Annotated in this window: 26 protein-coding genes; 15 read left to right on the top strand and 11 right to left on the bottom strand. The window is 73.6% G+C overall.

Going from position 1 to position 24,767, the window contains the following annotated elements:
* On the top strand, nt 1-381 hold a 381-nt coding region (locus R7226_RS24825; protein WP_318600061.1), incomplete at its 5' end, for a TetR-like C-terminal domain-containing protein.
* A 1-nt stretch (nt 382) separates the two neighbouring features.
* Here the strand turns inward: R7226_RS24825 and R7226_RS24820 are convergent.
* Nucleotides 383-1,162, bottom strand: coding sequence for a hypothetical protein (locus R7226_RS24820; protein ID WP_318600060.1), 780 nt, complete (start codon nt 1,160-1,162; stop codon nt 383-385).
* Between the two features lie 99 nt (nt 1,163-1,261).
* Between R7226_RS24820 and R7226_RS24815 the strand changes: the two genes are divergently transcribed.
* From R7226_RS24815 to R7226_RS24780, 8 genes are all read left to right on the top strand, one after another.
* Nucleotides 1,262-2,242 (top strand): D-alanyl-D-alanine carboxypeptidase family protein, encoded by a 981-nt coding sequence (locus tag R7226_RS24815; RefSeq protein ID WP_318600059.1) that lies wholly within the window; start codon nt 1,262-1,264, stop codon nt 2,240-2,242.
* A gap of 59 nt (nt 2,243-2,301) precedes the next feature.
* Nucleotides 2,302-2,625: a hypothetical protein gene (locus tag R7226_RS24810; RefSeq protein WP_318600058.1), complete on the top strand. Its 324-nt coding sequence runs from the start codon at nt 2,302-2,304 to the stop codon at nt 2,623-2,625.
* Nucleotides 2,622-3,209: a HEPN domain-containing protein gene (locus R7226_RS24805; RefSeq protein WP_318600057.1), complete on the top strand. Its 588-nt coding sequence runs from the start codon at nt 2,622-2,624 to the stop codon at nt 3,207-3,209. Before R7226_RS24810 ends, R7226_RS24805 begins: the two co-directional genes overlap by 4 nt.
* 94 nt (nt 3,210-3,303) lie before the next feature.
* Nucleotides 3,304-4,515 carry an acyl-CoA dehydrogenase family protein gene (locus R7226_RS24800; RefSeq protein ID WP_318600056.1) on the top strand — a complete coding sequence of 404 codons (1,212 nt, stop codon included), beginning with the start codon at nt 3,304-3,306 and terminating at the stop codon, nt 4,513-4,515.
* Nucleotides 4,512-5,663, top strand: a complete 1,152-nt coding sequence (locus R7226_RS24795) for an acyl-CoA dehydrogenase family protein (protein WP_318600055.1) — start codon at nt 4,512-4,514, stop codon at nt 5,661-5,663. The genes R7226_RS24800 and R7226_RS24795 overlap by 4 nt, the downstream gene beginning before the upstream one ends.
* Nucleotides 5,664-5,744: 81 nt before the next feature.
* A complete protein-coding gene (locus R7226_RS24790; RefSeq protein WP_318600054.1) occupies nt 5,745-6,095 on the top strand; it encodes a YbjQ family protein in 351 nt (116 codons plus the stop codon).
* Nucleotides 6,096-6,225: 130 nt separating this feature from the next.
* Nucleotides 6,226-6,624: a hypothetical protein gene (locus R7226_RS24785; protein WP_318600053.1), complete on the top strand. Its 399-nt coding sequence runs from the start codon at nt 6,226-6,228 to the stop codon at nt 6,622-6,624.
* Between the two features lie 114 nt (nt 6,625-6,738).
* Nucleotides 6,739-8,118, top strand: a complete 1,380-nt coding sequence (locus tag R7226_RS24780) for an MFS transporter (RefSeq protein ID WP_318600052.1) — start codon at nt 6,739-6,741, stop codon at nt 8,116-8,118.
* Here the strand turns inward: R7226_RS24780 and R7226_RS24775 are convergent.
* Entirely contained in the window at nt 8,115-8,903 is a 789-nt protein-coding gene (locus R7226_RS24775) for a DUF3891 family protein (protein WP_318600051.1), read from the bottom strand. The two genes, R7226_RS24780 and R7226_RS24775, sit on opposite strands and share 4 nt — an antisense overlap.
* A gap of 152 nt (nt 8,904-9,055) precedes the next feature.
* On the opposite strand from R7226_RS24775, the gene R7226_RS24770 reads away from it, so the two are divergent.
* The 6 genes from R7226_RS24770 to R7226_RS24745 all read left to right on the top strand — a co-directional run bounded on the left by R7226_RS24770 (nt 9,056) and on the right by R7226_RS24745 (nt 13,995).
* Nucleotides 9,056-10,039, top strand: coding sequence for an ABC transporter ATP-binding protein (locus tag R7226_RS24770; protein WP_318600050.1), 984 nt, complete (start codon nt 9,056-9,058; stop codon nt 10,037-10,039).
* On the top strand, nt 10,036-11,211 hold the full coding sequence (locus R7226_RS24765) for an ABC transporter permease (RefSeq protein WP_318600049.1): 1,176 nt from the start codon (nt 10,036-10,038) through the stop codon (nt 11,209-11,211). The genes R7226_RS24770 and R7226_RS24765 overlap by 4 nt, the downstream gene beginning before the upstream one ends.
* Before the next feature lie 156 nt (nt 11,212-11,367).
* On the top strand, nt 11,368-11,727 hold the full coding sequence (locus R7226_RS24760) for a hypothetical protein (protein ID WP_318600048.1): 360 nt from the start codon (nt 11,368-11,370) through the stop codon (nt 11,725-11,727).
* A gap of 98 nt (nt 11,728-11,825) precedes the next feature.
* Nucleotides 11,826-12,689, top strand: a complete 864-nt coding sequence (locus R7226_RS24755) for a helix-turn-helix transcriptional regulator (protein WP_318600047.1) — start codon at nt 11,826-11,828, stop codon at nt 12,687-12,689.
* A complete protein-coding gene (locus R7226_RS24750; RefSeq protein WP_318600046.1) occupies nt 12,674-13,561 on the top strand; it encodes a helix-turn-helix transcriptional regulator in 888 nt (295 codons plus the stop codon). Before R7226_RS24755 ends, R7226_RS24750 begins: the two co-directional genes overlap by 16 nt.
* Before the next feature lie 68 nt (nt 13,562-13,629).
* Entirely contained in the window at nt 13,630-13,995 is a 366-nt protein-coding gene (locus R7226_RS24745) for a hypothetical protein (protein WP_318600045.1), read from the top strand.
* 49 nt (nt 13,996-14,044) lie between these two features.
* Here the strand turns inward: R7226_RS24745 and R7226_RS24740 are convergent, their stop codons facing one another.
* From R7226_RS24740 to R7226_RS24700, 9 genes are all read right to left on the bottom strand, one after another.
* Entirely contained in the window at nt 14,045-15,643 is a 1,599-nt protein-coding gene (locus R7226_RS24740; RefSeq protein WP_318600044.1) for a peptidoglycan-binding domain-containing protein, read from the bottom strand.
* 78 nt (nt 15,644-15,721) lie between these two features.
* Nucleotides 15,722-16,264 carry a universal stress protein gene (locus tag R7226_RS24735; RefSeq protein WP_318600043.1) on the bottom strand — a complete coding sequence of 181 codons (543 nt, stop codon included), beginning with the start codon at nt 16,262-16,264 and terminating at the stop codon, nt 15,722-15,724.
* A complete protein-coding gene (locus tag R7226_RS24730) occupies nt 16,261-17,424 on the bottom strand; it encodes a histidine kinase (RefSeq protein ID WP_318600042.1) in 1,164 nt (387 codons plus the stop codon). Before R7226_RS24730 ends, R7226_RS24735 begins: the two co-directional genes overlap by 4 nt.
* A complete protein-coding gene (gene kdpB / locus R7226_RS24725) occupies nt 17,424-19,442 on the bottom strand; it encodes a potassium-transporting ATPase subunit KdpB (protein WP_318600041.1) in 2,019 nt (672 codons plus the stop codon). The genes R7226_RS24730 and kdpB overlap by 1 nt, the downstream gene beginning before the upstream one ends.
* Entirely contained in the window at nt 19,439-20,023 is a 585-nt protein-coding gene (gene kdpC, locus R7226_RS24720) for a potassium-transporting ATPase subunit KdpC (RefSeq protein WP_318600040.1), read from the bottom strand. The genes kdpB and kdpC overlap by 4 nt, the downstream gene beginning before the upstream one ends.
* Entirely contained in the window at nt 20,023-21,753 is a 1,731-nt protein-coding gene (gene kdpA / locus R7226_RS24715; RefSeq protein ID WP_318600039.1) for a potassium-transporting ATPase subunit KdpA, read from the bottom strand. The genes kdpC and kdpA overlap by 1 nt, the downstream gene beginning before the upstream one ends.
* A gap of 162 nt (nt 21,754-21,915) precedes the next feature.
* Nucleotides 21,916-23,469 (bottom strand): TolB-like translocation protein, encoded by a 1,554-nt coding sequence (locus R7226_RS24710; protein WP_318600038.1) that lies wholly within the window; start codon nt 23,467-23,469, stop codon nt 21,916-21,918.
* 46 nt (nt 23,470-23,515) lie between these two features.
* A complete protein-coding gene (locus R7226_RS24705; RefSeq protein WP_318600037.1) occupies nt 23,516-24,178 on the bottom strand; it encodes a hypothetical protein in 663 nt (220 codons plus the stop codon).
* Nucleotides 24,171-24,767 (bottom strand): hypothetical protein (locus R7226_RS24700; protein WP_318600036.1); only part of this gene is annotated, 597 nt, incomplete at its 5' end. The genes R7226_RS24705 and R7226_RS24700, both read right to left, overlap by 8 nt.

Here is a 24,767-nt window from a genome sequence, read left to right as displayed (position 1 = left end):
CGCGGCGCGCGCGAGCTGGCCGGGGTCCTGCGCGAGGCGGCCGTCGGGCGCGCGCGCGGCGACGCGCTGCGCGCCGCCTCCGACGCCCTGCGCGGGTACGCGCTCGCGCATCCCGGCACGTACCTCGCCGCCCAGCGCGCGCCCGACCCTGGCGACGCGGAGGCGGTCGCGGCAGCCGGCGAGGCGGTCGAGGTCTTCGTCGCGCTGCTGGCCGGCTACGGCCTCGACGGCTCCGACGCGATCCACGCCGTGCGCGCGGTCCGCAGCGCGCTGCACGGCTTCGTCACGATCGAGGCCGACGGCGGCTTCGGGATGGCCGAGTCGGTCGACGAGAGCTTCGCCCGCCTCGTCGCGATGCTCGATGCCGCGCTCGGTTCGTGAGTCAGTTCGCGGTGACGCCCGGGCACTGGCGGTACCAGCGGCCGCTGTAGGCGCGCACCGCGGCGCGATCGGCGACGCTCACGCCCTTCAGCCGCGCGCTGAGGTAGACCCGGTCGCTGCCGCAGAGGTCGATCCCGAAGAGCGTGACAGTCACGGCCGCGGTGATGTCGCCACCGTAGGGGTCGCGATAGGCGAAGGTGCCGCGACCGGTCGCCGTGCGCCCGCCCCAGCTGCTCCAGCGCAGCCCGGTGATCGTCGCGTTGCGGCTGTAGCGCAGTCTGCTGGGCTTGAACGCGAGCTTCTCGCCCGACGGCGCGTAGACCCGTCTCGACGGCGGCGCGCAGACGCCGAGGTCGAGCCCGACCGGGTCGGGGATCCCCGGCAGGTCTCTGGCGCAGACGCCGAAGCGGATCCCCTGCCGCAGCTCGCGCCAGCGACCGCCTGGCGTCCCGGGCGCGTCGCGCTCCAGCACCCACGTGCGTTCGATCTCTGGGCAGCCGGGCGCGGGCTTCGAGACCAGCGCGCCCCAGCGCACGTCGACGGTCGAGATGCGGCCGCTGACGCAGGCCGGCTCGGTCGGCGGCCCGGTCGCGCCGGCCATCTCGATCAGCTCCTCCGGGGTCGGCGCGCGGTGCGCGGCCGCGGGTGCGGCGGCGAGCGCGAGTGCGGCGGCCGCGATTGCGATGCCTGCGCCCGCCACGCCGGGCGGTCGCGCGACGCCGCGCGCGGGCGTCGCGACGACGAGCGCGGCGATGCGCGCCATTGCGGTGCGTCCTCCCATCGCTCGACCGTACCCGACCGCGGCGCGCGAGGGCGCACCTGGCATGCTCTGGGGGTGACCCTGCGCGGCGGGAGACGGCGCCGTGGGCGCTCCAGGCGGTTGGGATCGGTCGCGTTCGCGGGCCTGCTGGCGCTGCTCGTCGCGGCGGCCGTCGTCGTGCTCGGCAGCGACCGGCTCGATCGCGCGGGCGACGCGGGTGCCGGCCTCGCCGCCTCGTCCGGTCCGCCCGCCTCGGCGATCGGCGGCGGCCCGCCAGCCGAAGCGCCGCCGACGCCGCAGCCGCACGACTGGGGCCGGATCCCCTCCGAGGCGGTCGTCGCGCTGAACCTGCGCAAGCCGCCGCGCAGCGGACTGCTCGTCGACGCGACGAGCGGCAGGGTGCTCTGGCGCCACGAGCCGGAGCGGCGACTGCCGATCGCGAGCGTGACGAAGATGATGACGGCGCTGCTGGTCGCCGAGCGGACGACGCCGCGCGAGCCGGTCGCGATCACGCGCGAGGCGCTCGCCTACACCGGCAGCGGCGTCGGGCTGCTGCCGAAGGGAAAGCGCGCGCAGGCCGAGACGCTGCTGTACGGGCTGCTGCTGCCATCGGGCAACGACGCCGCGATCGCGCTCGCGCAGCACGTAGCGGGATCGGTCCCGCGCTTCGTGCGGATGATGAACGCGCGCGCCCGCGAGCTGGGCCTCAGCTGCACCCGCTTCGCCTCGCCGTCGGGGATCGTCGACCGCGGCAACTGGTCGTGCGCGCCCGACCTCGCACTGCTCGCGCAGGAGCTGCTGCGGGTTCCCCGCCTGGCGCGGGTCGTGCGGACGCCGCTGGCGGTGATGCCGCTGCCGGTCAGAGGCGGGAGAGTGTGGCTGGCCAACCACAACCCGCTGCTGCGCGCCGGCTATCGCGGCGCCGACGGCGTCAAGACCGGCTACACCGACGCCGCCGGACGTTGCTTCGTCGCCTCCGCGACGCGCGGCCGCACGCGGCTGATCGCCGTCCTGCTCGGCTCACCCGATCCGGGCAAGCAGGCCGCGCGGCTGCTCGACGCCGGCTTTGCGGCGTTGGCGAACAGCCCTGCGCACAATTGACACAATTTCCAACATAACTGGTGGCGACACGCCGGCCATTCGAACGTACGGTTTTCGGCATGACACCAACCCATCCCCTGGACCGCCTCTCAGAGGCGATCCTCACCAAGGTCGTCGGCTTCGAGGTCGACGGCATCAGAGTGCTCGGTGCGGAGTTCGACTCGCAGCCGTTCATAGGGCCCGGCGGCGGCCCCCAGTACTCCGTCACGCTGATCCTCACCGACCCGCACGACGGCGGCCCCGGCTGGCCGCGCGCGACCGCGAGAGCGATCGACCGCCACGCATACGACGCACTGCACGCGGTCGATGACACCGGCCTCCTGCCGGTCGTCCACTTCTCCGCCGAACACCCCAACTACGGCAACGGCCGTGTGTCGCGATGATCGCGGTCGACCAGCTCTCGCCGGACGCTCTGCTCGCGCATGCGCGTCGGCTCGTGGGCGACGGTGACGACGGCACCGCCGAGCATGCACTCGATCTCCGCCGCGCGGCGTCGAGCGCCTACTACGCCGTCTTCCACGAGCTGTGCTTCCAAGCCGCCGCGCAGGTCAGCGGCTGCCCTCCCGGCACCGATCCCCCTCGCGTCATCGTCGCCCACCTCGCCCGCTGGTTCACGCACGCTGCTGTCGCCGACGCGTGCGACAGAGCGCTGAGCCTCGGGACGCTGGTGATCGATCCCGGCTGGAAGGCGAGCAGATCGCAGACGTGGCACGTGCTTCGTGGCGTCGACCAGCGTCAGCCGCCGCGACACCTGCTGTTCGCTGCCGAGATGATCCGCTTTCTGCGAGACGTGCGCCACCGCGCGGACTACGACCGCCTCGCGGTGCTCAACCACGACGACGTCGCGCAGGCGGTCGAGAAGGCGGAGGAGGTCATCGAGCTGCTGCGTGAGCACGCGGCGTCGCCGCCGTATCGCGGCTTCTTCGTGCTGGTGGCGATGTCGGCGCGGCGGCGGATGGTGGGCTGAACGCGCCCGCTGAGGCGCTGCTGCCGGGCCGGGCACGCTCGGTCGGTATCGTGCCGAGCAGGAGAAGTTGGCCAGCCAGCCAGGAAGGAGAGACGTGGATCTCAACGACACCCCAGAGCAGGCCGCATATCGCAGCGAGGTGCGAGCGTGGCTCGATGCGAACGCGTCGCACGCGCCGAGAGAGCGCGGCACCGGCGACGACACCGAGAACGTCGCCGCGCATCGTGCGTGGCAGCGACGGCTGGCGGAGGCCGGCTACGTCGGCGTCACCTGGCCCGCTGAGCACGGCGGCGGCGGGCGCGGCCCGCTGGAGCACGTGATCGTCAACCAGGAGATCGCGCGCAAGGGCGTGCCCGGGATCCTCGACGTCATCGGCGTCGGCATGCTCGGCCCGACGATCATCGCGCAGGGCACCGACGAGCAGAAGCAGCGCTACCTCGGCCCGATGCTGCACGGCGACGAGGTCTGGTGCCAGCTCTTCTCCGAGCCGGCCGCCGGCTCCGATCTCGCCGGCATCCAGTGCCGCGCCAAGCGCGACGACGACGGCGGCTGGCGCATCACCGGCCAGAAGGTGTGGACGACCAACGCCCAGTTCTCCGCGTACGGACTGCTGCTCGCGCGGACCGACCAGGACGCCGCCAAGCACAAGGGCCTGACGATGTTCATCGTGCCGATGGACGCGCCCGGGGTGACGATCGTGCCACTGCGGCAGATCTCCGGCGAGCCCGAGTTCAACGAGGTCTTCTTCGACGACGTGCGGCTGGACCCCGGCAGCGAGGTCGGCGCCGTCAACGGCGGCTGGGGCGTCGCGCTGACGACGCTGATGTTCGAGCGCCTGACGATCGGTGCCGGCAGCGAGGGGATGGGCTACCGCGCTGACCGCTTCGCGGTCGCGCTCGCCGGCGACGAGGCGGCCTCCGCCGACTCCGAGGTGCGCCATGCCTTCGGCGAGCTGGCGACCGAGCTGCTGGCGCTGCGCTTCACCGGCTATCGCCTGCTGACCGCGCTCAGCCGCGGCCAGATCCCCGGTCCGGAGGCCGGCCTCGGCAAGGTCACGGCCGTCAACGCCGCGATCAAGGCCGGCGACCTGATCGCCGACGTGCTCGGCCCCGACACGCTCGCGGAAGGCGAGTGGGCGGACCTGATCTCGTTCCTGCCCGGCCTCAAGTCGGCCGGCGGCACGGAGGAGATCCTGCGCAACACGATCGGCGAGCGGGTCCTCGGCCTGCCGCCGGAGCCGCGGCTGGACAAGGGCATCCCGTTCTCCGAGCTGCGCGCCAAGGAGCGCCAGGAGGTCAAGGCATGAACTTCGAGCTCTCAGACGAGCAGGTCTTCCTGCGGGAGGCCGCGCGCGACGCGCTCGGCCGCGTCAGAACCGTCGAAGCGGCGCGGGCCGCGCTCGAGGGCGAGCCGCTGCCCGACCTGTGGCCGACCGCGTCGCAGGCCGGCTGGACCGGCCTGCTGATCGGCGAGCGGCACGGCGGCGCCGGCCTCGGCGCGATCGACGCGATGCTCGTGCTGGCCGAGACCGGCCGCGTGCTCGCCTCCGTCGCACTGCTCGGGCACCTGCCCGCGACCGCGCTGCTCGACGCCGACGGCGCCGACGGCGCGCTGCTCGCGCGGCTCGCGAGCGGCGAGGCGCGCGCGGCCTGGCTGCCGGCCCGGCCCGGCGACGATCGCGACCCGGCCTGGACGTCCGAGCCGCGCGGCGGCAAGCGGCGGGCGGCGGCGCCGAAGGTGACCGTCGGCGGCAGCGACGGCGAGGCGACCGTCACCGGCACCGTCGCGTGGGTCCCCGACGCGCCGGGCGCCGACGTGCTCGTCGTCGTCGGCGTCGACGGCACCGGCTCACCCCGCGCGGTCGCGCTCGACCCGACCGCCGGCGGCGTCGAGATCGAGGCGACGACCGCCTACGACGCGACCCGTCCGCTCGGCCACGTGACGCTGTTCGGCGCCAGCGGCCGGCTGCTCGACGTCGCGGCCGACGAGCTGGCGGCGGCGTGGTACCTCGCGCACGCGCTGATCGCCGCCGAGTCGCTCGGCGCGGTCGAGGAGTCGCTGCGACGGTCGGTCGAGTACGCCAAGGAGCGCTACACGTTCGGCCGTGCGATCGGTTCCTACCAGGCCGTCAAGCACGGGCTGACGGAGGTGCTGCGGCGGCAGGAGAACGTGCGCGCGCTGCTCTACTACGCCGGCTGGGCGCGGCAGGACGCGCCGGACGAGTTCGCGGTCGCGGCGAGCGCGGCCCGCTCCGCGGCCGGCGCGGCGCTCGACTTCGCCGCGCGGGAGCTGATCTCCGTGCATGGCGGCATCGGCGCCACGTGGGAGCACGACGCGCCGCTGTTCTTCCGGCGCGCGCAGCTGTCGCGGCGGCTGCTCGGCGGCACCGGCGACGCGACCGATCGCGTCGCGAGCGAGCTGCTCGCGGCCGCGCGTAGCGGCGCGGCGGCCTGAGAAGCGCGATGAGTGCGGGTCTCTACATCCCGGTGATGTACAGACCCGCACTCATCCGCGATTGATGGCAACGTTCCAGCAATGAGTGACGACGACATCATCATCACCACGATGAACGACCTGCCGGGCTACGAGATCGTGGAGGTCTACGGTGAGGTCTTCGGCCTGATCGTGCGCGCCCGCAACGCCTTCGGCAACATCGGCGCCTCCTTCCGCACGATCGCGGGCGGTGAGGTGAAGGGCTACACGAAGCTGCTGACCGACTCGCGCAACCACGCGGTCGACCGGCTCAAGGACTCCGCCCGCGAGCACGGCGCCAACGCCGTCATCGCGATGCGCTTCGACTGCAACGACATCGGCAACGTGATGAGCGAGGTCGCCGCGTACGGCACCGCGGTCACCGTGCGGAAGGCATACGCGCCGCCGGCCTGAGCGCGCGGGGTGGCGGCGAGACAGCGCGCGCCCGCCGCCGGCCGGACTCGCGCGTCTGCGTCAGCGCGCAGCGCGCCCGCCGCCGGCCGGCCCCACGATTGCGCTGACGCGCAGCGGGTAGGGCGCTGGGATGCGCCAGATCGTACGTCTCGTCTCACTTGCCGTCTTCGCCGCCGTGCTGCTCGCGGCGCTTCCCAGCCTCGCCTCGGCCGACCGCGCCGCGATCAGGTCGGAGCGGATCCAGCTGCGCGAGGCGGTGACGAGATCGAAGCTCGTGCCGAGACCGATCCGGGCGGGCGACTTCACGCTGCGCAGAGCGCGCATCTCGACCGAGGGCAGATGGGCGATCTCGACGATCGCGCCGACCGGCGCCGCGCGCAGAACGCTCGACGCCGTCGCCGGCATGTTCCGCCACGCGAGAGGTCGCTGGACGCTCGTGGAGGTCGGCACCGCCGGCGTCGGCTGCGCCAAGCTGATCGTCCCGCGCGACGTGCGCAGAGACCTCGGCATCGTCTGCGCGGTGGCCTGACAGCGGCCGGACGCGCGCGAGGGCAACGGGAGGGGCGGCCCGCGCGCACTGGACGACGAGGGCGCGGACGCGGGGCGCTGACACCCGCCTACGCGCCAGGTAGGCTCGCGCACCATGCGCGAGCTCGACCGCGGCACGCGCTGGGCCCTCGTGGCGATGGGGCTCGGCGTCTTCCTGATCGCCAACGACTTCACCGCGCTCTCGGTCGCGCTCCCGCAGATGGAGCGCGATCTCGATACCGACCTCTCGACGGTGCAGTGGGTGATCAACGCCTACGCGCTCGTGTTCGGCGTGCTGACCGTCAGCGGCGGCCGCCTCGCCGACCTCTTCGGCCGCCGCCGCATCTTCGTCCTCGGCGCCGTGATCTTCGCGTTCTGCTCGCTGCTGGCGGCGGTCGCTCCGAACGCCGCGCTGCTGATCGCCGCCCGTGCGCTGATGGCCGTCGGCGGTGCGCTGATGTGGCCGGCGACGCTGTCGATGACGTACACGCTGCTGCCCGAGGCCCGTCGCGGCCTCGCCGGCGCGCTCGTGCTCGGCGTCGCCGGGCTCGGCAACGCCTGCGGCCCGCTGATCGGCGGCGCGCTCACCGAGCTGCTCTCGTGGCGCTGGGTGCTGGCCGTCAACGTGCCGGTCGCCCTCGCGGCGATCGCCGTCGTGCTGCGCAACGTCCCGGAGAGCCGCGGCGAGGAGGAAGACCGCCGCTTCGACGTCGCCGGCATGCTGCTCGTGACCGGCTCGCTCGTCGCGCTGCTGGTCGCGCTCGACCAGGTCGCGACATGGGGCTGGGACGACAGTCGCGTGCTCGCGTTGCTGGCCGCCTTCGTCGTGCTGATGGCGGCCTTCGCCGTGCGCGAGCGGACCGCCGGCAGCATCGCGCTGGTGCCGCGCGACGTCGCCGCCGACCGCGGCTTCCGCGCCGTCCTGCTCGCCGTGCTGCTGATGTCGATGACCTTCTTCTCCGCGATGGTCTACGTCCCCCAGTTCATGGAGAAGGAGCTGGGCTTCTCGGCCCTCGGCGCCGGCGCCGGGCTGCTCCCGCTGCTGCTGCTGTTCGGCGGCGTCTCGTTCCTCTCCGGTCCGCTCTACGAGCGCTTCGGCGGGCGCGCGGTGATCCTCGCCGGCGCGCTGCTGCTGCCCGTCGCGATGGTGCTGCTGTCGCTGCCGGGGGCCGGTTCGGGATACCTCGCGCTCGTGCCGGGGATGGCGCTGCTCGGCCTCGGCGTCGGCCTCTTCTATCCGAGCGCTGCGACAGCGGCCGTCTCCTCGCTCGCCGAGTCGCGCTCGGGTCTCGCCTCCGGCCTGCTCTACATGCTGCAGGTCGCCGGCGGCTCGCTCGGCCTCGGCGCCGCGACCACGATCGTCAGCGACGCGCCCAGTCTCGTCGAGGGGATCCAGCGGGCGATGCAGGTCGGCGCCGCCTTCGCCGCCGTCGGCGTGCTCGTCGTGCTGCTCGGGGTGCGCCCGCGCAGACCGGCCGCCGTCGCCGACCCCTAGCCCTGCAAGAAGATCCGCACCGTCTCCGGCGTCGCCGCGACGAAGTCGGCGCGGAAGGCGGCGTCGTCGGGCCAGTCGCGCTTGGGCACGAGGCGGCGGACCATCGTCAGCGCCAGCGGCTGCTCGGCGAACGGGTACGGCGTGCAGCGCAGCCGCCACGGGCCGAGCGGGTCGAGTGTCATCCGCGCTCTGCCGCCCTCGGCGGTCGGGATCGCTTCGGCGACGCCTCTGGAGCTGCCGCCCTCCAAATCGCCGAGGCCGCAGAAGAGCGATACGAGGTCGGCGACCTGCAGCAGCGCGTAGTCGTGCCAGCGCTCGCCCTCCTCGACCCCCAGCTCGGCGGCGAGGGCGTCCTGTCGCTCCTCCTCCTGGTCGCAGAAGAGGTCGGCCCGCGCCCGCAGCTCGGGGCTCAGTCTCATCGGCCCGGCCGGCACGACGCCGTAGCGCTGCCGGTAGAGCCCGCTCATGTGCATCGAGACGAGCAGCCCTGCGTAGCGGTCCTCATCGGCGACGACCTCGACGCCGGCACGGTAGAAGGCGAGGTGCGGGATCACGTCGACGCCGAGGAAGTTCTGCGGCGCGCCGCTGGCCGGGTCGATCCGCGGCCGCCGGTCCCAGACCGACCAGCCGTCATCGTGGCGCGTGGCGGCGAGCACGGCGGAGGCGTGGCGCGCCGGCCGCGCGAAGCCCTCCCCGCCCCAGGCCGCGACGAGCTGGCCGGCGAGGTCGCCGTGGTCGGGCTGGAGCACGATCTGCCAGGCGTCGCCGGCGTCGCGGACGAGCATGGGGCGAGCCTACCCCGCCGGCCCGCGCCGCGCGCAAGCCGCCGCCCGCCGCCGACCCGAGCCGCGCGCAGCGCGCCGCAAGCCGCCGCCCGCGCCCACCGCGCACACCGCTTTCGGTTTGGCGCGCGCGCCGTCGGGGAGGATCGCATTCGATGTCAGTAGGTTCCGCCGCCGTGCTGCAGTGCCGCGATCTCCACCTCAGCTACGGCTCGACCGTCGCGCTCGACGGACTGTCGCTGGATGTCGAGCCCGGTCGCATGACCGGCTTCGTCGGGCCCAATGGCGCTGGCAAGACCAGCACGATGCGGATCATCCTCGGCGTGCTCGGTCCCGACCGCGGCGAGGTCACCTGGAACGGCAGAGCGCTCGGCGCCGCGACCCGCAGCCGCTTCGGCTACATGCCGGAGGAGCGCGGCCTCTATCCGAAGATGCGGGTCGCCGACCAGCTCGTCTACCTCGCGCGGCTGCACGGGCTCGACGGCCAGCAGGCGCGGCGCGCGACCGACGACCTGCTGGAACGGCTCGGGCTGGTCGATCGCGCCGGCGACGAGCTGGAGTCGCTCTCGCTCGGCAACCAGCAGCGCGTTCAGCTCGCCGCCGCGCTCGTGCACAGACCGGATCTGCTGGTGCTCGATGAGCCCTTCTCCGGGCTCGACCCGATCGGCGTCGACGTGCTCGCCGGCGTCCTGCGCGAGGAGGTCGAGCGGGGCGCGCCGGTGCTCTTCTCCTCCCATCAGCTGGAGCTGGTCGAGCGGCTCTGCGACACGGTCGCGATCGTCAAGGCCGGCAGGATCGTCGCGGCCGGCGAGGTCGAGCGGCTGCGGCGCGAGAACCGTCGCCGGATGGTCCGCGTCGCGATCGACGGCCGCGACGACGCGAGCTGGCTCGACGGCCTGCCCGGTGCCGAGCCGGTCCCGCGCAGCGACCACGAGCGCGGCCTGCTGATCGCGCTCGCCGACGACGTGGACGCCCAGGCGGTGCTCGACCGCGCCCGCGCCGCCGGTCCCGTCACCCACTTCAGCGAGGTCCTGCCGACGCTCGCCGAGCTGTTCCGCGAGGTCGTCGCCGAGACGCCGGCGGACGCGATCGCGGACGGCGGCACCAGCGGCACGGCGCCGCGGCAGGCGGTCGCATGAACTCCCCGCGCTGGCTCGTCGCCCGCCGCGAGCTGACCGAGCGCGCGCGCAGCCGCGCATTCCAGGTCGGCACCGCGATCCAGCTCGTCGCGATCCTCGTCGTGCTCGCGATCGCCGCCTTCACCGGCGGTGGCGACGAGACGAAGAAGGTCGCGCTCGTCGGCGCCGCCTCGCAGCCGTACGCGCAGGCGCTGCAGTCGGCCGGTCCCGCGCTCGACGCGACGATCGAGACGACCGCCTACGACGACCGCGCCGCCGCCGTGCGCGCGGTCGAGGACGGCGACGCCGACGTCGCGGTGATCGACGGCCGCGAGGTGCTCGTCGAGGACGATCCGGACGACACGCTCGCCGCGGCGGTGCAGGCGACGCGCCGCCAGCTCGCGCTCAGCGACGCGCTCGACAGAGCCGGCGTCCCGGCCGCCGAGCTGAGCGCCGCGCTCGACCCGGCGCCGCTGCGCGTGCAGGTGCTGGAGCCGGAGAACGAGGACCGCGGCGCGCGCCAGGGGATCGCGTTCATCGCCGTGCTGCTGCTCTACCTGGCGATCTTCACGTACGGCCTGTGGGTCGCCGGCGGGATCGTCGAGGAGAAGTCCTCGCGCGTGATCGAGGTCGTGCTGAGCGCGATCCGCCCGCGCGAGCTGCTGGCCGGCAAGATCGTCGGGCTCGGCCTGCTGGGGCTGGCGCAGTTCGTGCTGGTGCTGATCGTCGGCGTCGCCGGCGCGCAGCTGCTCGACGCCGTCGACCTGCCGCACGTGACCGTCGGCTGGGTCGCGATCATCGCGCTCTGGTTCCTGCTCGGCTACGCCCTCTACGCCTGCCTCTACGCGGTCGCCGGCGCGCTCGTCTCGCGCCAGGAGGACCTGCAGTCGAGCACCGGCGCGCTCAACATGGTCGTGATCGGGGCCTACATCCTCTCGTTCGTCGCGTTGCAGAGCCCCGACGGCGGCATGCTGACCGTCCTCTCCTTCCTGCCGCCGAGCGCGCCGATGGCGATGCCGGCGCGCTGGCTGGTCACCGACGTGCCGACCTGGCAGCTGCTCGTCTCGATCGCGCTGACGCTCGTCGCGATCGTCGCGATGCTGAAGCTCGCGACCGCCGTCTACTCGCGCGCGGCGCTGCGGATCGGGCCGAAGCTGTCGCTGCGCGGCGCGCTCGCCTCGCGCGAGGGCTGAAGCCGCCCGCGGCGCGCGCCTGCCCGGCCGGCGGCCACCACCGCGAGCGCGGCGGACAACCGACACCAGCTCGGCGGGCCGCACCACTGGGCGCATGGAGCCGTGACCGGGAGGCTTCTTCCCGTCACCGCACACGAACTTCGGAAGGAACCGACCATGCGCATCATCCCCACCAGCCTCGCCGCCCTCGCCGCCGTCGCCGCGATCGCGACCGCCGGCTGCGGCTCCGGCGACGAGACCGCCGAGAAGCTGCAGAAGCAGGGCCAGCAACTGCAGGAGAGAGGTGCTGCGCTGCAGGAGAAGGCGAGCACGATCGCCAGACAGGTGCAGGACGGCAAGATCGACCCGGAGGAGGCCTCCAGAGAGATCCAGGAGGACGCCGAGGCGATCACCGAGGAGGCGACCGACGTCGCCGGTGAGGCGATCGACGACCTCCAGGACGACGGGCGCATTCCGGACGAGGCGAAGGAGCAGCTCGAGGCCGCCAAGCAGCAGCTGGAAGAGGCGACCAGATAGCGCGCTGAACGGGACCGCTGTCGCCGCCGATCGCGGCCTGCTAATGATGGGCCGGCCGAGCGCACCGGGAGCGGGTGCGCTGCACGCGAGGAGCTGGCATGGAAGGCCGACGACGGGATCGCGACCACGAGCTGCCTGACCAGCGCACGCTGCTGCCGCTGCGCGTCGCCTGCGCGATCGGGCTCTGCGACTCCGTCGTCGCGCTCAGCACGGCCGTCCTGTCACGACCGCAGGCGGTCAGCATCGTGATCGGGCTCTGCTGGGTGGCGGCGTGGGCGGCGGCGCTGGCGACCACCCCGCGCTGGGCGGCGGCCGTCGCCGCGCACGGCTGGGTACTCGTGCCGGCGGGACTGCTGGCGCTGACGCCGGCGCTGTTCGACGGCGGCTATCCCGGCAACCTCGCGACGCAGCCGATGTGGATCGCGCTCGTCGCCGCCGCGCTCGCAGGCTGGCGCGTGACGCTCGCCTGCGGCGCGACGCTGTGCGCCGGCAAGCTCGGCGTCTTCCTGGCGACCGGCACGTCGCTCGCGACCCTCTCCCCATGGCACGGCGAGCCGAGCGAGGCGACGACCGCGACGCTCGCGCCGCTGGCCGTCGCGCTGCTCGGCCTCGCCGGCGTCGCCGTGCTGCGCCACGTGCTGTCGGCGTGGACGACTGCGGAGGTCGCTCCGGTGGTGTCGTCCGCGGGCGGCTCGGCGGGGACTGCCGCTGTCGCTGCCCGGGTGGCGCCGATCGGCGCCGCGCCGACGGTGATCGCGACCGGCGAGTCGCCGGAACGGCCGCTCAGTCCGGCCGAGACGGCGGTCGTCGCCCTGCTCGCCGACGGGCTGACCCCGAAGCAGATCGCGCACGCGCGCGGCACGTCGCTGGCGACCGTGCGGACGCAGATCAAGCGCGCGAAGCGGGCGACCAGCGCTCGCACGCTCGACGAGCTGGTGGCGAGCGCGTGGCGGCCGGGCTGAGGCCGCTCGGTGGCGAGGCCGCGCCGCGCGAAGCCGCGCCACCGACCCCCGCCACCGACCGCCTGCGGCGCGCCGGCTTCGAGGCCGGCGCCTACGCCGTCGCCGCGGCGACCGCCTACGCCCTGCTGACGGTCCTGCTGCGCGCGACCGGCGGCGCGCGGCTCGGCGGTGTCGCCTGTTGCCTGCTGCTGCTCGCGGCGGCCGCGCTCGTCGCGCGCCGTCCGGCCGCGGCGCTCAGCGTCGTCTGCCGGCGCCCCACGATCGCACCCGTTGTCGGCGCGGCGCTCGGCGGCGCATTCGCGCTGCTCGGCGCCGCCGACGGGCGTCTGCTGTTCCTGCCGGCGCTGCTGTTGCTGGCGACGCTCGGCGTCGTCGTCGGCGCCCGTCGCACGCTCGCCGCGTCGCTGCTGGCGGCCGCCGAGCTGCTCGCGCCGCTGCTGGCCGACTTCGACGCCGTCGAGCAGCGCCGGCTGCTGCTGCTGAGCGCCGCCGCTGTCGCACTCGTCCCGCCGCTGTTGGCGCTGCTGGCCGGTCGCGCGGCGAGCAGGGGAGAGTCTTGGTCGCTGAGCGACCAAGACTCTCCGGTGCTCGCGGCGGCCACGAGCGACGCGGCGCCTGAGCCCGCCCCGACGCCCGCTCCCCTCACCCCGCGCCAACGCGATGCGGTCGCGCTGGCGGCGGCAGGGCTGCGTCAGGGCGAGATCGCGGAGCGGATGGGGGTCTCGATCCACCAGGTGCGACGGCTGCTGCAGCAGGGCCGCGAACGCGTTCACGCGCGCACGACACGCGAACTGGTCGCGTGGGCGATGATGCAGGGGATCGTCGCGCCTCCGCAGGGGACTGAGACCGAAGCGAGACCTTCGAGCGACTGACGCGGGGGCTGCGATCCACTTTGATGTGCGCCGTTGCACGCACGGACACCGAATTGGAGGAGGACTCCATGCGTATTCAGAAGACACTGATCGCGATCGGCGCGGCCGGCATGATCGCCCTGACGGGCGCCGGCTGCGGCGACGACAAGGCGGAGGACACCGTCAAGACGCTGCAGGAGCAGGGCGAGAAGCTGCAGGAGAGAGGCCAGGCCCTGCAGGACAAGGCCGCGAGACTCCAGCAGGACTACAGAGACGGCAAGATCACCGCCGAGCAGCTCCAGGAGGAGCTCGAGAGAGACGCGAGAGCGATCCAGGAGGAGGCGACCGACGCGACCAGCGACGCGATCGACAACCTCAAGGACGCCGACATCCCCGACGAGGCGAAGGATCAGCTCGACGAGGCGCAGAAGCAGCTGGAGGAAGCGACGAGATAGTCGTCGCCGGGCGCCCGCGGCCACACGCCGCGGGCACATCCGCCCGCCGCTAGCGCCGCGGGCCCGCCGGAATCTCGTTGCGGCGGGCTCTCAGGCCCGCCGACGCCGGCCCGTTGACGGCCGGCAGCGCGCCGGCTCGCGCAGCGCTCGCGCTCCGCGCCGAGGCCCGCGCCTTCGAAGCCTTCGAAGCCTGCGCCGCCCAGTTCGGTATCACCGGCGTCTCGCGCAGCAGCGTCGGCCAGGTCTCCTCGTCGAGCACGCCGCTCTCCGTGATCCCCTTCGACGCCTGGTAGGCGCGAACGGCCGCGGCCGTGCCCGGACCGTAGTCGCCGTCGACTCTGAGCGACGCGCCGGCACCGTTGAGGTGCTGCTGCGCGAGCACGACGAGGTCGCCGCGCGAGCCGCTTCTGGAGCCGTTGGCGCGCAGCGTCGGGTAGCGCGGGGAGTCGAGCACGTCGAGCGCCTCGACCTCGGCGCCGACCGCGCCCCAGTCGGAGGCGGAGGCGAAGTCCCACACCCACCAGCTGACGCCGGTCGCGCCGTAGCCGAGCGACAGCTGGCGGAAGCGGCGCACGTCGGCGGCGGCGGTCCCGTCGTAGGTCTGCCCGAGCGGGTAGATCGGCGTCTCGTAGACGGTGTTGTACTGGTAGGTGATCTGGAGGCTGGTGTCGACCGACGTGCCGATCGTCTTCCAGTAGACCTGCGGCAGGTTGAAGGTCGCGCCGCCGGGGGCCATGAAGACCGAGTACGGGAAGCCCGGGTGGTAGTGCACGTACGGGAAGCTCGTGAGGCCGATCGGGAAGTCGTCGCCGACCGCCGCGCGCAGCGCTCTCGTGTACCGCTGCGCCTGCGCGTACTTGCCCTCGTAGGCGCCCTCGGCGTCGATCACGAAGCAGTCGGCGCCGGCCGCCTTCGATGCCGCGGCCGCCTGCGCCTCGCCGATCGGGTCGTTGCCGTAGACGAACTGCCAGCCGCAGACGTTGAGGCCGGTCGCCTTCAGCTCCGCGATCGCCGCCTGCGAGAACTGCGACCAGACGTTGCTGCCGTCGGCGCTCTTGAGGAAGATCGTCCGCACACCGGCCGCCGCCGCCTTCTCGGCGATCGCCGCGGCGTCGCCGCCGGCCGCTCTTCTGAGGTACCAGATCCACATCCCGCTGCCGTCGAAGACGCTTCTGCCGGGGCCGGGATCGCTCACCGGCGGTCTGGTCGGCTGCGGTCTCGTGACCGTCACGGGCGGCTTGCGGACCGTGATGCGGACGGCGTTGGAGTACTTCGGCCCCGGCATCACGATCCGGATCGCACCGCTGACGGCGTCCTTCGGCACGCTCACGAGCAGCCGCGTGCTGCTGCGGAAGCTGCCGCCGACGCGCCGCTTGCCGGCCTTGCCGGAGCTGCTGCGAACGGGGAACTCGACCTTCGCGCGCCTGTTCATGCCGCCGGCGCCGACGAGCATCTTGCCGCCGCGCACGACGATCTTGTGCGAGCCCTGACAGGGGTAGGGCGTCGAGGAGCAGCGGGTGAAGACGATCTTCGGCCGCTTGACCGATCTCGGCAGCGCCGCCTGCGCGCTGGCGGCGGTGCTGTGGACGGCGACCGCGCCGGCGAGCGCGAGCAGCAGCAGGAACAGGTGGCGGGGAAAGGCGTGCATGCGAGTCGATCCGGCGGTGGCAGCTTAGGCGCCCGACCCGGCTGGATCTGGGCGCTCCGTTGCAAGCCCTCAACACGACTATGCCGCACGTGATGCGGTGTGAAGGTTGCGGTCGGGGCGCACGACGACGATCTCGCCGGGCGCGTTGGCCAACAGCCACGCCGTCTCGCCCGGCGTGAAGCCGTCGCCGCCGGCGCCGGTCTCAGCCGCCACCACGATCCGGTCATAGCGCTCGTGGCGCAGCATCTGGCGCAGTGCATGGCGCGAGTCACGCCCCTTCTCGATCCGCGTGTCGACGGGCACGCCGAAGCGGCGCGCGCGCTGCTCGACGGCGTCCAGCAGCGCCAGCGCGACGGCACTCTGGCGCGGCAGCGCGCAGTCGAGCGAGAGGTGCAGCGGCACCTCCGCGAGGTAGACCGGCACGAGCGTCGCCTGCTCCGCGCGCGCCAGCCGCAGCGCGGCCTCCAGCGCCGGCAGCGACAGCTCTCTGCCGAGGAAGGGGAAGAGCACGCGGCCGGGGCCGAGCGCCGGCAGCGCGCGCGCCGCGCGGCGGCCGCGCACGATCCAGGCGGCGGTCGCGCCGATCGCCAGCAGCGCGAGCGTGACGAGCAGGTCGATCATCGCGCGCCGCCCTCGCCGCGCGGCGGCGACGCGCCGGCGTCCGGCTCGGCCCCTTCGCGCCTCGTCCGGTCCGCGACGATCCGCACGTCGATCCCCGGCAGCGCCGCCAGCAGCCGGCTCGGCAGCGACGGCCGCAGCAGCCGCTGGAGCGCGGTGCGGTGGCTCGGCTCGCCGATCAGCACGTAGGTCGTGCCGCGCTCGCGCGCGACCCGCCGCACCGTCGCGACGAGGTCGTCGCCCTGCTCGACGAGCAGGTGGGCGCCGAGCACGACCGCGAGGCGGCGCAGCGCTTCGAGCTGCGCCGCCTCGCCGTCGTCCAGCTCGCGCGGCGGCTGGACCCACAGCAGGTCGAGGTCGGTCCCGAGCCGCTGCGCCGAGCGCCACGCGCGCCGCACGACCCGCTGGGAGGCCGGTGTCGGCTCGACCAGCGCCAGCAGCCGCTCGCCGATCGCGGCCGGCGCGGCGGTCGCGAACAGCCGCTCCTCGTCGCGCCGCTGCGGCGGCCCCGGCCCGACGACCCGCCGCGCCTCGACCTCCTCGGCGACCTGGCGCAGCGCCACCTCACGCAGCGCCGACAGGTGCTCGACCTTGAAGAAGTTGTTCAGCGCCGACTCGATCCGCTCGGCCGGATAGACCTTGCCGGCGCGCAGCCGCTCGATCAGCGCCTCCGGCGTGAGGTCGATCAGGACCAGCTCGTCAGCGTCGCCGAGCACCTCGTCGGGGACCGTCTCGCGCACGCGCGTCGTCGTCAACTCGGCGACCTGGTCGTTGAGCGATTCGAGGTGCTGCACGTTGACGGTCGAGTACACGTCGATCCCGGCGGCGAGCACGTCGGCGACGTCCTCGTAGCGCTTGGCGTGCTCCAGCCCCGGCGGGTTGGAGTGGGCCAGCTCGTCGATCAGGCACAGCTCCGGCGCGCGCGCGACGATCGCCGCCACGTCCATCTCCTCCAGCAGCGCGCCGCGGTGGTCGACGCGTCGCCGCGGCACGACCTCCAGCCCCGCGGCCTGCGCGACGGTCTCCGCGCGGCCGTGGGACTCGAGGTAGCCGATCACGACGTCGCGGCCGGTCTCGGCCTCGGCCTGGCCCTCCTGCAGCATCCGGTACGTCTTGCCGACGCCGGCCGCCATCCCGAGGAAGACCTTCAGCCGCCCGGACATCAGGCACCCAGCAGGTTGTGCACCACGAGGTCGACGAGCTTGATCCCGACGAACGGCGCGATCAGGCCGCCGAGGCCGTAGATCAGCAGGTTGCGGCGCAGCAGTGCGGTCGCGCCGAGCGGACGGAATCTGACGCCGCGCAGCGCGAGCGGCACCAGCAGCGGGATCACGAGCGCGTTGAAGACGATCGCCGAGACGATCGCCGAGCGCGGCGAGCCGAGGTCCATCACGTTGAGCGCGTCGAGCGGACCGGTCGTGCTGCCGGCCGCCGCGTAGGTGGCGGCGAAGATCGCCGGCAGGATCGCGAAGTACTTCGCGACGTCGTTGGCGATCGAGAAGGTCGTCAGCGCGCCGCGCGTGATCAGCAGCTGCTTGCCGACCTCCACGATCTCGATCAGCTTCGTCGGGTTGGAGTCGAGGTCGACCATGTTGCCGGCCTCGCGCGCCGCCTGGGTGCCGGTGTTCATCGCGACCCCGACGTCGGCCTGCGCCAGCGCCGGCGCGTCATTGGTGCCGTCGCCGGTCATCGCGACCATCCGGCCGCCCTGCTGGTGCTCCCGGATCAGCGCCAGCTTCGCCTCCGGCGTCGCCTCCGCGAGGAAGTCGTCGACGCCGGCCTCCTGCGCGATCTTCGCTGCCGTCAGCGGGTTGTCGCCGGTCACCATCACCGTTCGTATGCCCATCGCGCGGAGGTGGTCGAAGCGCTCTCTCATCCCCTCCTTGACGACGTCCTGGAGGTGCACGACGCCGAGCGCCTGGTTGTCCTTGGCGACCGCCAGCGGCGTGCCGCCGTCGCGCGCGATCTGGTCCATCGCCGCTCTCAGCTCCGGCGGCGTGCTGCCGCCCTCGGTCGCGATCCAGCGCTCGATCGCGTCGCCGGCGCCCTTGCGCAGGCGCGTGCCGTTGAAGTCGACGCCGGACATGCGCGTCTGCGCGGTGAAGGGGACGAAGCGCGCCTCGTGCTCGCTCAGCTCGCGCCCGCGGATCCCCAGCCGCTCCTTCGCCAGCACGACGATCGAGCGTCCCTCCGGCGTCTCGTCGGCGAGCGAGGAGAGCTGCGCCGCCTCGGCCAGCTCGCGCTCGCTGACGCCCGGCATCGGCACGAACTCCGACGCCTGGCGGTTGCCGAGCGTGATCGTGCCGGTCTTGTCGAGCAGCAGCACGTCGACGTCGCCGGAGGCCTCGACCGCGCGGCCGCTGAGCGCGAGCACGTTGCGGCGCACCAGCCGGTCCATGCCGGCGATCCCGATCGCGCTCAGCAGCGCGCCGATCGTCGTCGGGATCAGCGCGACCAGCAGCGCGATCAGCGTCACGATCGAGGTCGCGGTGCCGGCGTAGTCGGCGAACGGCCGCAGGGTGATCACGACGACGAGGAAGATCAGCGTCAGGCCGGCGAGCAGGATCCCGAGCGCGATCTCGTTCGGCGTCTTGCGCCGACTCGCGCCTTCGACGAGGGCGATCATGCGGTCGAGGAATGACTCGCCCGGCTTCTGCGTGATCTCGACGTGGATCTCGTCGGAGAGCACGCGCGTGCCGCCGGTGACGGCCGAGCGGTCGCCGCCGGCCTCGCGGATCACCGGCGCCGACTCGCCCGTGATCGCCGATTCGTCGACGGAGGCGATCCCCTTCACGACGGTGCCGTCGCCCGGGATCGTCTCGCCCGCGAGCACGACGACGACGTCGCCCGGCTGCAGCTCGCCGGCGTTCTTGCTGCCGCCGTCGCGCAATCTCGCGACGGTCGTGCTGCGCATCGCGCGCAGCGACGCCGCCTGCGCGCGGCCGCGGCCCTCGGCGATCGCCTCGGCGAGGTTGCCGAAGATCACCGTCAGCCACAGCCAGATCGCGACGGTGAGGGTGAACCAGCCGGGATCGTCACCGCCGCCGGCGATCCACGCGCCGGTGCTGATGACGGCGCCGATCTCGACGACGAACATGACCGGGTTGCGGACCATCTGCCGCGGGTCAAGCTTGCGCACGGCCGCGGGCAGCGCGCTGCGCAGCACCTGTGCGTCGATCATCGGGAGGACTCCTCGTCAAGGGCGATGTTGAGTTGCAGGACGTTGACGCCGGGCTGGCCGAAGAGGCCGAGGCCGCGGCCGTCGGTGTGGTCGTCGATCAGCTGTTGGATCCGCTCCAGCGGCAGCTCGCGGACGGCGGCGATGCGGTGCGCCTGGATGCGCGCGTTGTCGACGGTGATGTGCGGGTCGACGCCGGAGGCCGAGGTCTGGACGGCGTCGGGCGGGATCTCGCCGCGCGTGAGGCCGCTGTCGTATCTGCCCTCGCGCTTGAGGTAGGCGTCGGCGTTGTCGCCGATCGCGTCGGCGGTGTCCTGGCCGTTGGGACCGGCGTTGGAGAAGAAGGTCGCCGACGGGTTGTACTCCGACTGCGACGGGCGGCTGTGGAAGTACCGCGCGCTCGTGAAGCCCTGGCCGAGCAGGCGCGAGCCGACCACTCTGCCGTCGCGCTCGATCTGCGAGCCGTTGGCGGCGTCGTTGAACGCGACCTGGCTGACGCCGGTGACCGCGAGCGGGTAGAGCAGGCCGAGCACGAGCGTCAGCACGACGAGGCCGACGGCGGTCGCTGTGAGGTCCTTCTTCATCAGAGCATCCGATCGGTGAGGCCCTGCACGACGGGGCCGAGCAGGAGGGCGGGGACGAACGTCAGCAGCGCGACGAGCAGGATCGTTCCGATCGCCAGCACGCCGAAGGTCGGCGTGTCGGTGCGCATCGTGCCGGGGCCGGCGGGGGCGACCTTGCGACCGGCGAGCGCGCCGGCGATCGCGAGCACCACGATCAGCGGCAGGAAGCGGCCCGCGAGCATCGCGCCGCCGCCGAGCAGGTCGGCGAAGGTGATGCCGAAGGCGCCGTCGTTGCCGGGGCCGTTGGGCTGCAGGAAGCCGGTGTAGCCGGCGAACGCCGAGCCGTTGTTGTTCGTCTGGGAGGTGTAGGCGTAGAGCGTCTCGGAGAAGCCCTGCGGGCCGCCGTTGTAGATCGATCTGAGGCCGTACTTGGAGGAGATCGCGATCGCGGTCGCCGCGAGCGTCAGCAGCGGCGCCGCGAGCGTGCCGATCATCGTCAGCTTCATCTCGCGCGCGCCGATCTTCTTGCCGAGGTACTCGGGCGTGCGGCCGACCATCAGGCCGGCGACGAAGACCGCCAGCAGGATGAACATCAGCATCGAGTAGAGGCCCGAGCCGACGCCGCCGAAGATCACCTCGCCGGTCATCATGTTGGCCATCGGGATCGCGCCGCCGAGGCCGGTCAGCGACTCCATCGCGGCGTTGACCGCGCCGCACGAGGCGACCGTCGTGACGACCGCGAAGAGGCTGCTTCCCTCGACGCCGAAGCGCGTCTCCTTGCCCTCCAGGTTGCCGCCGCCGATGCCGGCGAGGTGCTGCGCCGGCGTGCCGTGCGACTCGGCCGCGTAGACGATCGCGACGGCGACCGCGAAGAAGGCGAACATCGCGCCGTAGATCATCCAGCCCTGGCGGCGGTTGCCGACCATGCGGCCGAAGGTCGCCGTGAGCGCTGCCGGGATCACGAGGATCGCCAGCATCGAGACGAAGTTGACGAGGCCGGAGGAGTTCTCGAACGGCATCGCCGAGTTGACGTTGAAGAAGCCGCCGCCGTTGGTGCCGAGCAGCTTGATCGCCTCCTGCGAGGCGACCGGCCCGAGCGTGATCAGCTGTCTGACCCCTTCGAGGCTGGTGAACGCCTGCGCCGGCGAGAGCGACTGCACGAGCCCCTGGCTGACGAAGAAGAGCGCGAGCACGAAGGCGATCGGCAGCAGCACGTAGAGGAGCGCGCGCGTGAGGTCGCTCCAGAAGTTGCCGAGCGTTCTCAGGCTGCGCGCGCTGAAGCCGCGGATCACCGCGATCACGACCGCGATGCCGACGGCGGCGGAGGTGAAGTTCTGCACCGCCAGGCCGGCCATCTGGCTGAAGTTCGACAGCGTCGTCTCGCCGGCGTAGTACTGCCAGTTGGTGTTGGAGACGAACGAGGAGGAGGTGTTGAAGGTGACGTCGGCCGGGGCGGCCCCGAAGCCGGCCGGATTGAACGGCAGCGAGCCCTGCAGCCGCAGCAGCGCGTACAGCAGCAACCACGAGCCGAGGCTGAAGATCAGCACTGAACGGGCGTACGCCTTCCAGTCCTGCTCCTGGCGCGGGTCGACCCGCAGCAGCTTGTAGAAGCCGCGCTCGACCGGGCCGAGCACCGTGCCGAGGACGGCGTCGCCGCGGAAGACGCGGTGCATGTAGGCGCCGAGCAGCGGCGTCAGCGCGGTCAGGACCGCGCAGAAGACGAGGATCTGGATCCAGCCCTGGACGGTCATGACTTGGAGACCCGGTCCAGTCCTTCGATCAGTGCGAGCATCGCGGCGAAGAACGCGACCGCGAGTGCGATGACGAGAATGTCCATGACGACCACTGTGCGACCGCCGTCGCCCAGGGCCGATCAAGATTCAGCGGGGGCGCATCAAGATGTCGTTAAGGGCTCAGCGCGGGAGGCGCAGCAGCGCGGTGCGACGGGTGCGCGGGGTCCAGCGCGTGACGTAGGCGGCGTCGGCCGCGAGCGCCGTGCTCCACAGCATCCGGCCGCTGCGCGGCGGCGTGCCGCGCGGGCAGCCGCTGGGCCGATTGCCCTGGCGCGCGTGGCCGTGCTCGTGGCCTCTGTCGCGGCGAGCGGTGCCGCCGAGCGTCAGCAGCGTACGCGTGCGGCGACGGCCGCTCGTCGTCGTGATCCGCAGCCGCTGGTCGCAGGCGCGCGCCTCCACGTACAGCAGCGCGTGGCCGAGCACGCTCGGCTGCGACAGCTGCGTGCGGCGCGAGCGCAGGACGGTGCGGGCCTGGCCGGTGGCGAGGTCGCGCACGACGATCCGGCTGCCGTGGCGCGTCCCGACGGCGTAGGCGAGCTGGTCGCCGTCGAGCGAGGGGCGGCTGAGCGAGCCTCCCGATCTCGTCTGCACGACCGGCGCGACTGCCGCTCCCGCGAGCGACGCGACCAGCAGCTCATCGCCGCCGCGCGGGCGTGACATGCGCATCGCGACCCAGCGCTGCGAGACGGCCAGGCCGGTGATGCCGGCTCTGGCGTGCGGGATCGTCGCGACCTGCGCGCCGTCGGCAAGCGTCCGCACCTCGATCGCGCCGGGCGTCGCCGTCGCGAGGTTGCCTTCGCCGATCGCCAACCGCGTCGCGTAGTAGCTCGCCGGCCGCTGACCGGGGACGCGGATGACGGCGCGGCCGTCGCCCGGCACCATCCACGCCAGCGCGCCGTCGCTGACGGAGGGGTCGGTCGCGTCGGTCGCGACGAGGTTGGCGCGGGCATCCGCCGACGCCGCGGTCGGGCCGAGCAGCAGCGCGAGCGCCGCGGCGACGAGCAGCGCGGCGTCGGCGCGGCGCAGCGTGCGCAGCAGGCGCGGCTCGGCCGCCATCCGCTCGGCGAGGTGGATCCCGAGCGTGTCGAAGCGCGGCGCCATCGCGACGACCGGCAGCGCGCGGCCGAGTCCGAACGCGACGCCGATCGCCAGTCCGGTCGCGGGCGCGCCGAGCGCGACGCAGATGCCCGCCAGCGCCCACACCGCGAAGGCCAGCACGAAGGTCGTGAAGCCGAGCCCGAGCAGCACGCCGTAGAGCGCGGCCGCGAGCGGCAGCGGCAACGTGCGGCGCCACCGTTCGGGCACCTGCCGGCGGATCTGCGGCGCGACGCGCAGTCCGAGCCCGTCGGCGAGCGCCGCCGCCAGCGCGAGCGCGGCGGCGGCGATCAGCGCGAGGTCGGCGCCGTCGCCGGCGCCCCCGCCGATCACGCCCGCCTCCCCGCCCGCCCCGAGCGCCTGCCCGAGCACGCTCAGCAGGCCGAAGGTCAGCGCGCCGCCGAGCAGCGCGCCGGCGGCGAAGGTCGCGCAGGCGGCGCGGATCAGCCGCCGCCCCGACGCGCCCTCGCGCCCAGCCGCGCCGGCGAGCGTCTCGACCATCGAGAAGCCGCACGGCGACCAGGCGCCGGTGACGCCGGCCGCGAACGCGGCGGCGGCGAGCAGGAGGGTCGTCAGCACGGCGCCGCCCCAGCCGCGCGCGGCGCGCCGCCGCGGGCTGACAGCGTCAGCACGGGACCTGCGTCTGGAAGTACATGACGCAGAAGACTCTGCGATCGGCGTAGCAATAGCCCCTCAGCGCGGCGTCGCCGTTGATCCGTCTTCTGTGCGTCGAGCAGCAGTCGACCAGCCGCCGCACCTTGCCGCCGCAGCAGCGGTACCAGGAGCCGTCGACGCGCACGGGGATGCCGTAGCGGTCGGGGATCGCGTCCTGGCAGACGCGGCTGCGCGGCGCCGCCGGCAGCGGCCGGCCGTCGGGGTCGCGCAGGCGCCGGCCGCGCTCGTCGAGCGGACGGCCGTCGCGGTCGATCGGGCGACCGAGGTCGTCGACCGGCTTGCCGTCGCTGGCGCGCAGCGGGAAGCCGCGCAGGTCGATCCGCGGCAGCCCGGTCGGGTGCGGGCAGGAGGCGGTCGTGTAGATGTGGCCGCAGAAGTGGAACGCCTCCGCGTCCTCGGTTCCGGCCGCGAGCGTCCCGCCGCCGGCCGCGGCGACCAACCAGGCGCCGGTGCGGGCGAGGAAGCCGCGCCGCGAGCTGCCGGCCGCGACGCGATCGCTGAGGCGGTCGGACGCGCCGGCCGTGACGCCGTCGCTCTCTGTGCGCTCGGCGGCGCCGGCCGTGCCGCCGTCGCTCGCCGCCTCGTCGCGGCGCCGGCGCCCGCGCTCAGCCACCGTATGCCTCGAACAGCTCGCGCTCGCGCGTCTCGGCCGTCGCGACGAGCGACTCCAGCTGGCGCAGCGCGTTGAAGGTCCCCTGCGCGAGCACGGTGCCGTCGAGCGCGAGCACGATCGCGTACGGGCTGCCGGGGATCCCCAGCGCCTGCCAGACGGCCTGCTCGGCGACCTCGTCGAAGTCGCGCACCACCAGCAGCGGATCGTTCGCCAGCAGCGCGACCGACGGCGCCAGCGCCTGGCACATCGCGCAGCCCTGCGAGCTGAAGACGGCGACCGCGAAGCGCGTCCGCTCGCCCGGCTCGAAGCGCTCGATCAGCTCGACCGGGACGCCCAGCGGCGGCCCCTCGCCGGGGATCTCCAGCGCCGGCTGCGGCCCGACCGCGGCGCGCAGCTCGCCGACCTCGCGCGCCAGCGCGACCACCAGCACGGCGAGCGCCGCCAGCCCCGCGAGCGCGATCGCCAGCCCGATCGCCAGCCAGCCGGTCGCGGCGGGATCGACGTCGGGCACCGACGGCAGCGCCGCGAACGCGACCGCCAGCAGGGCGGCGCGCGCGACGGCCGGCGCGCCGACGCGGCCGCGCGCGCC

The organism is Conexibacter stalactiti (genome assembly GCF_033542075.1).
GTDB classification, from domain to species: Bacteria; Actinomycetota; Thermoleophilia; order Solirubrobacterales; family Solirubrobacteraceae; genus Conexibacter; species Conexibacter stalactiti.
Note: the sequence above shows the minus strand (reverse complement) of the source record. Positions and strands in the feature narration are given on the sequence as shown.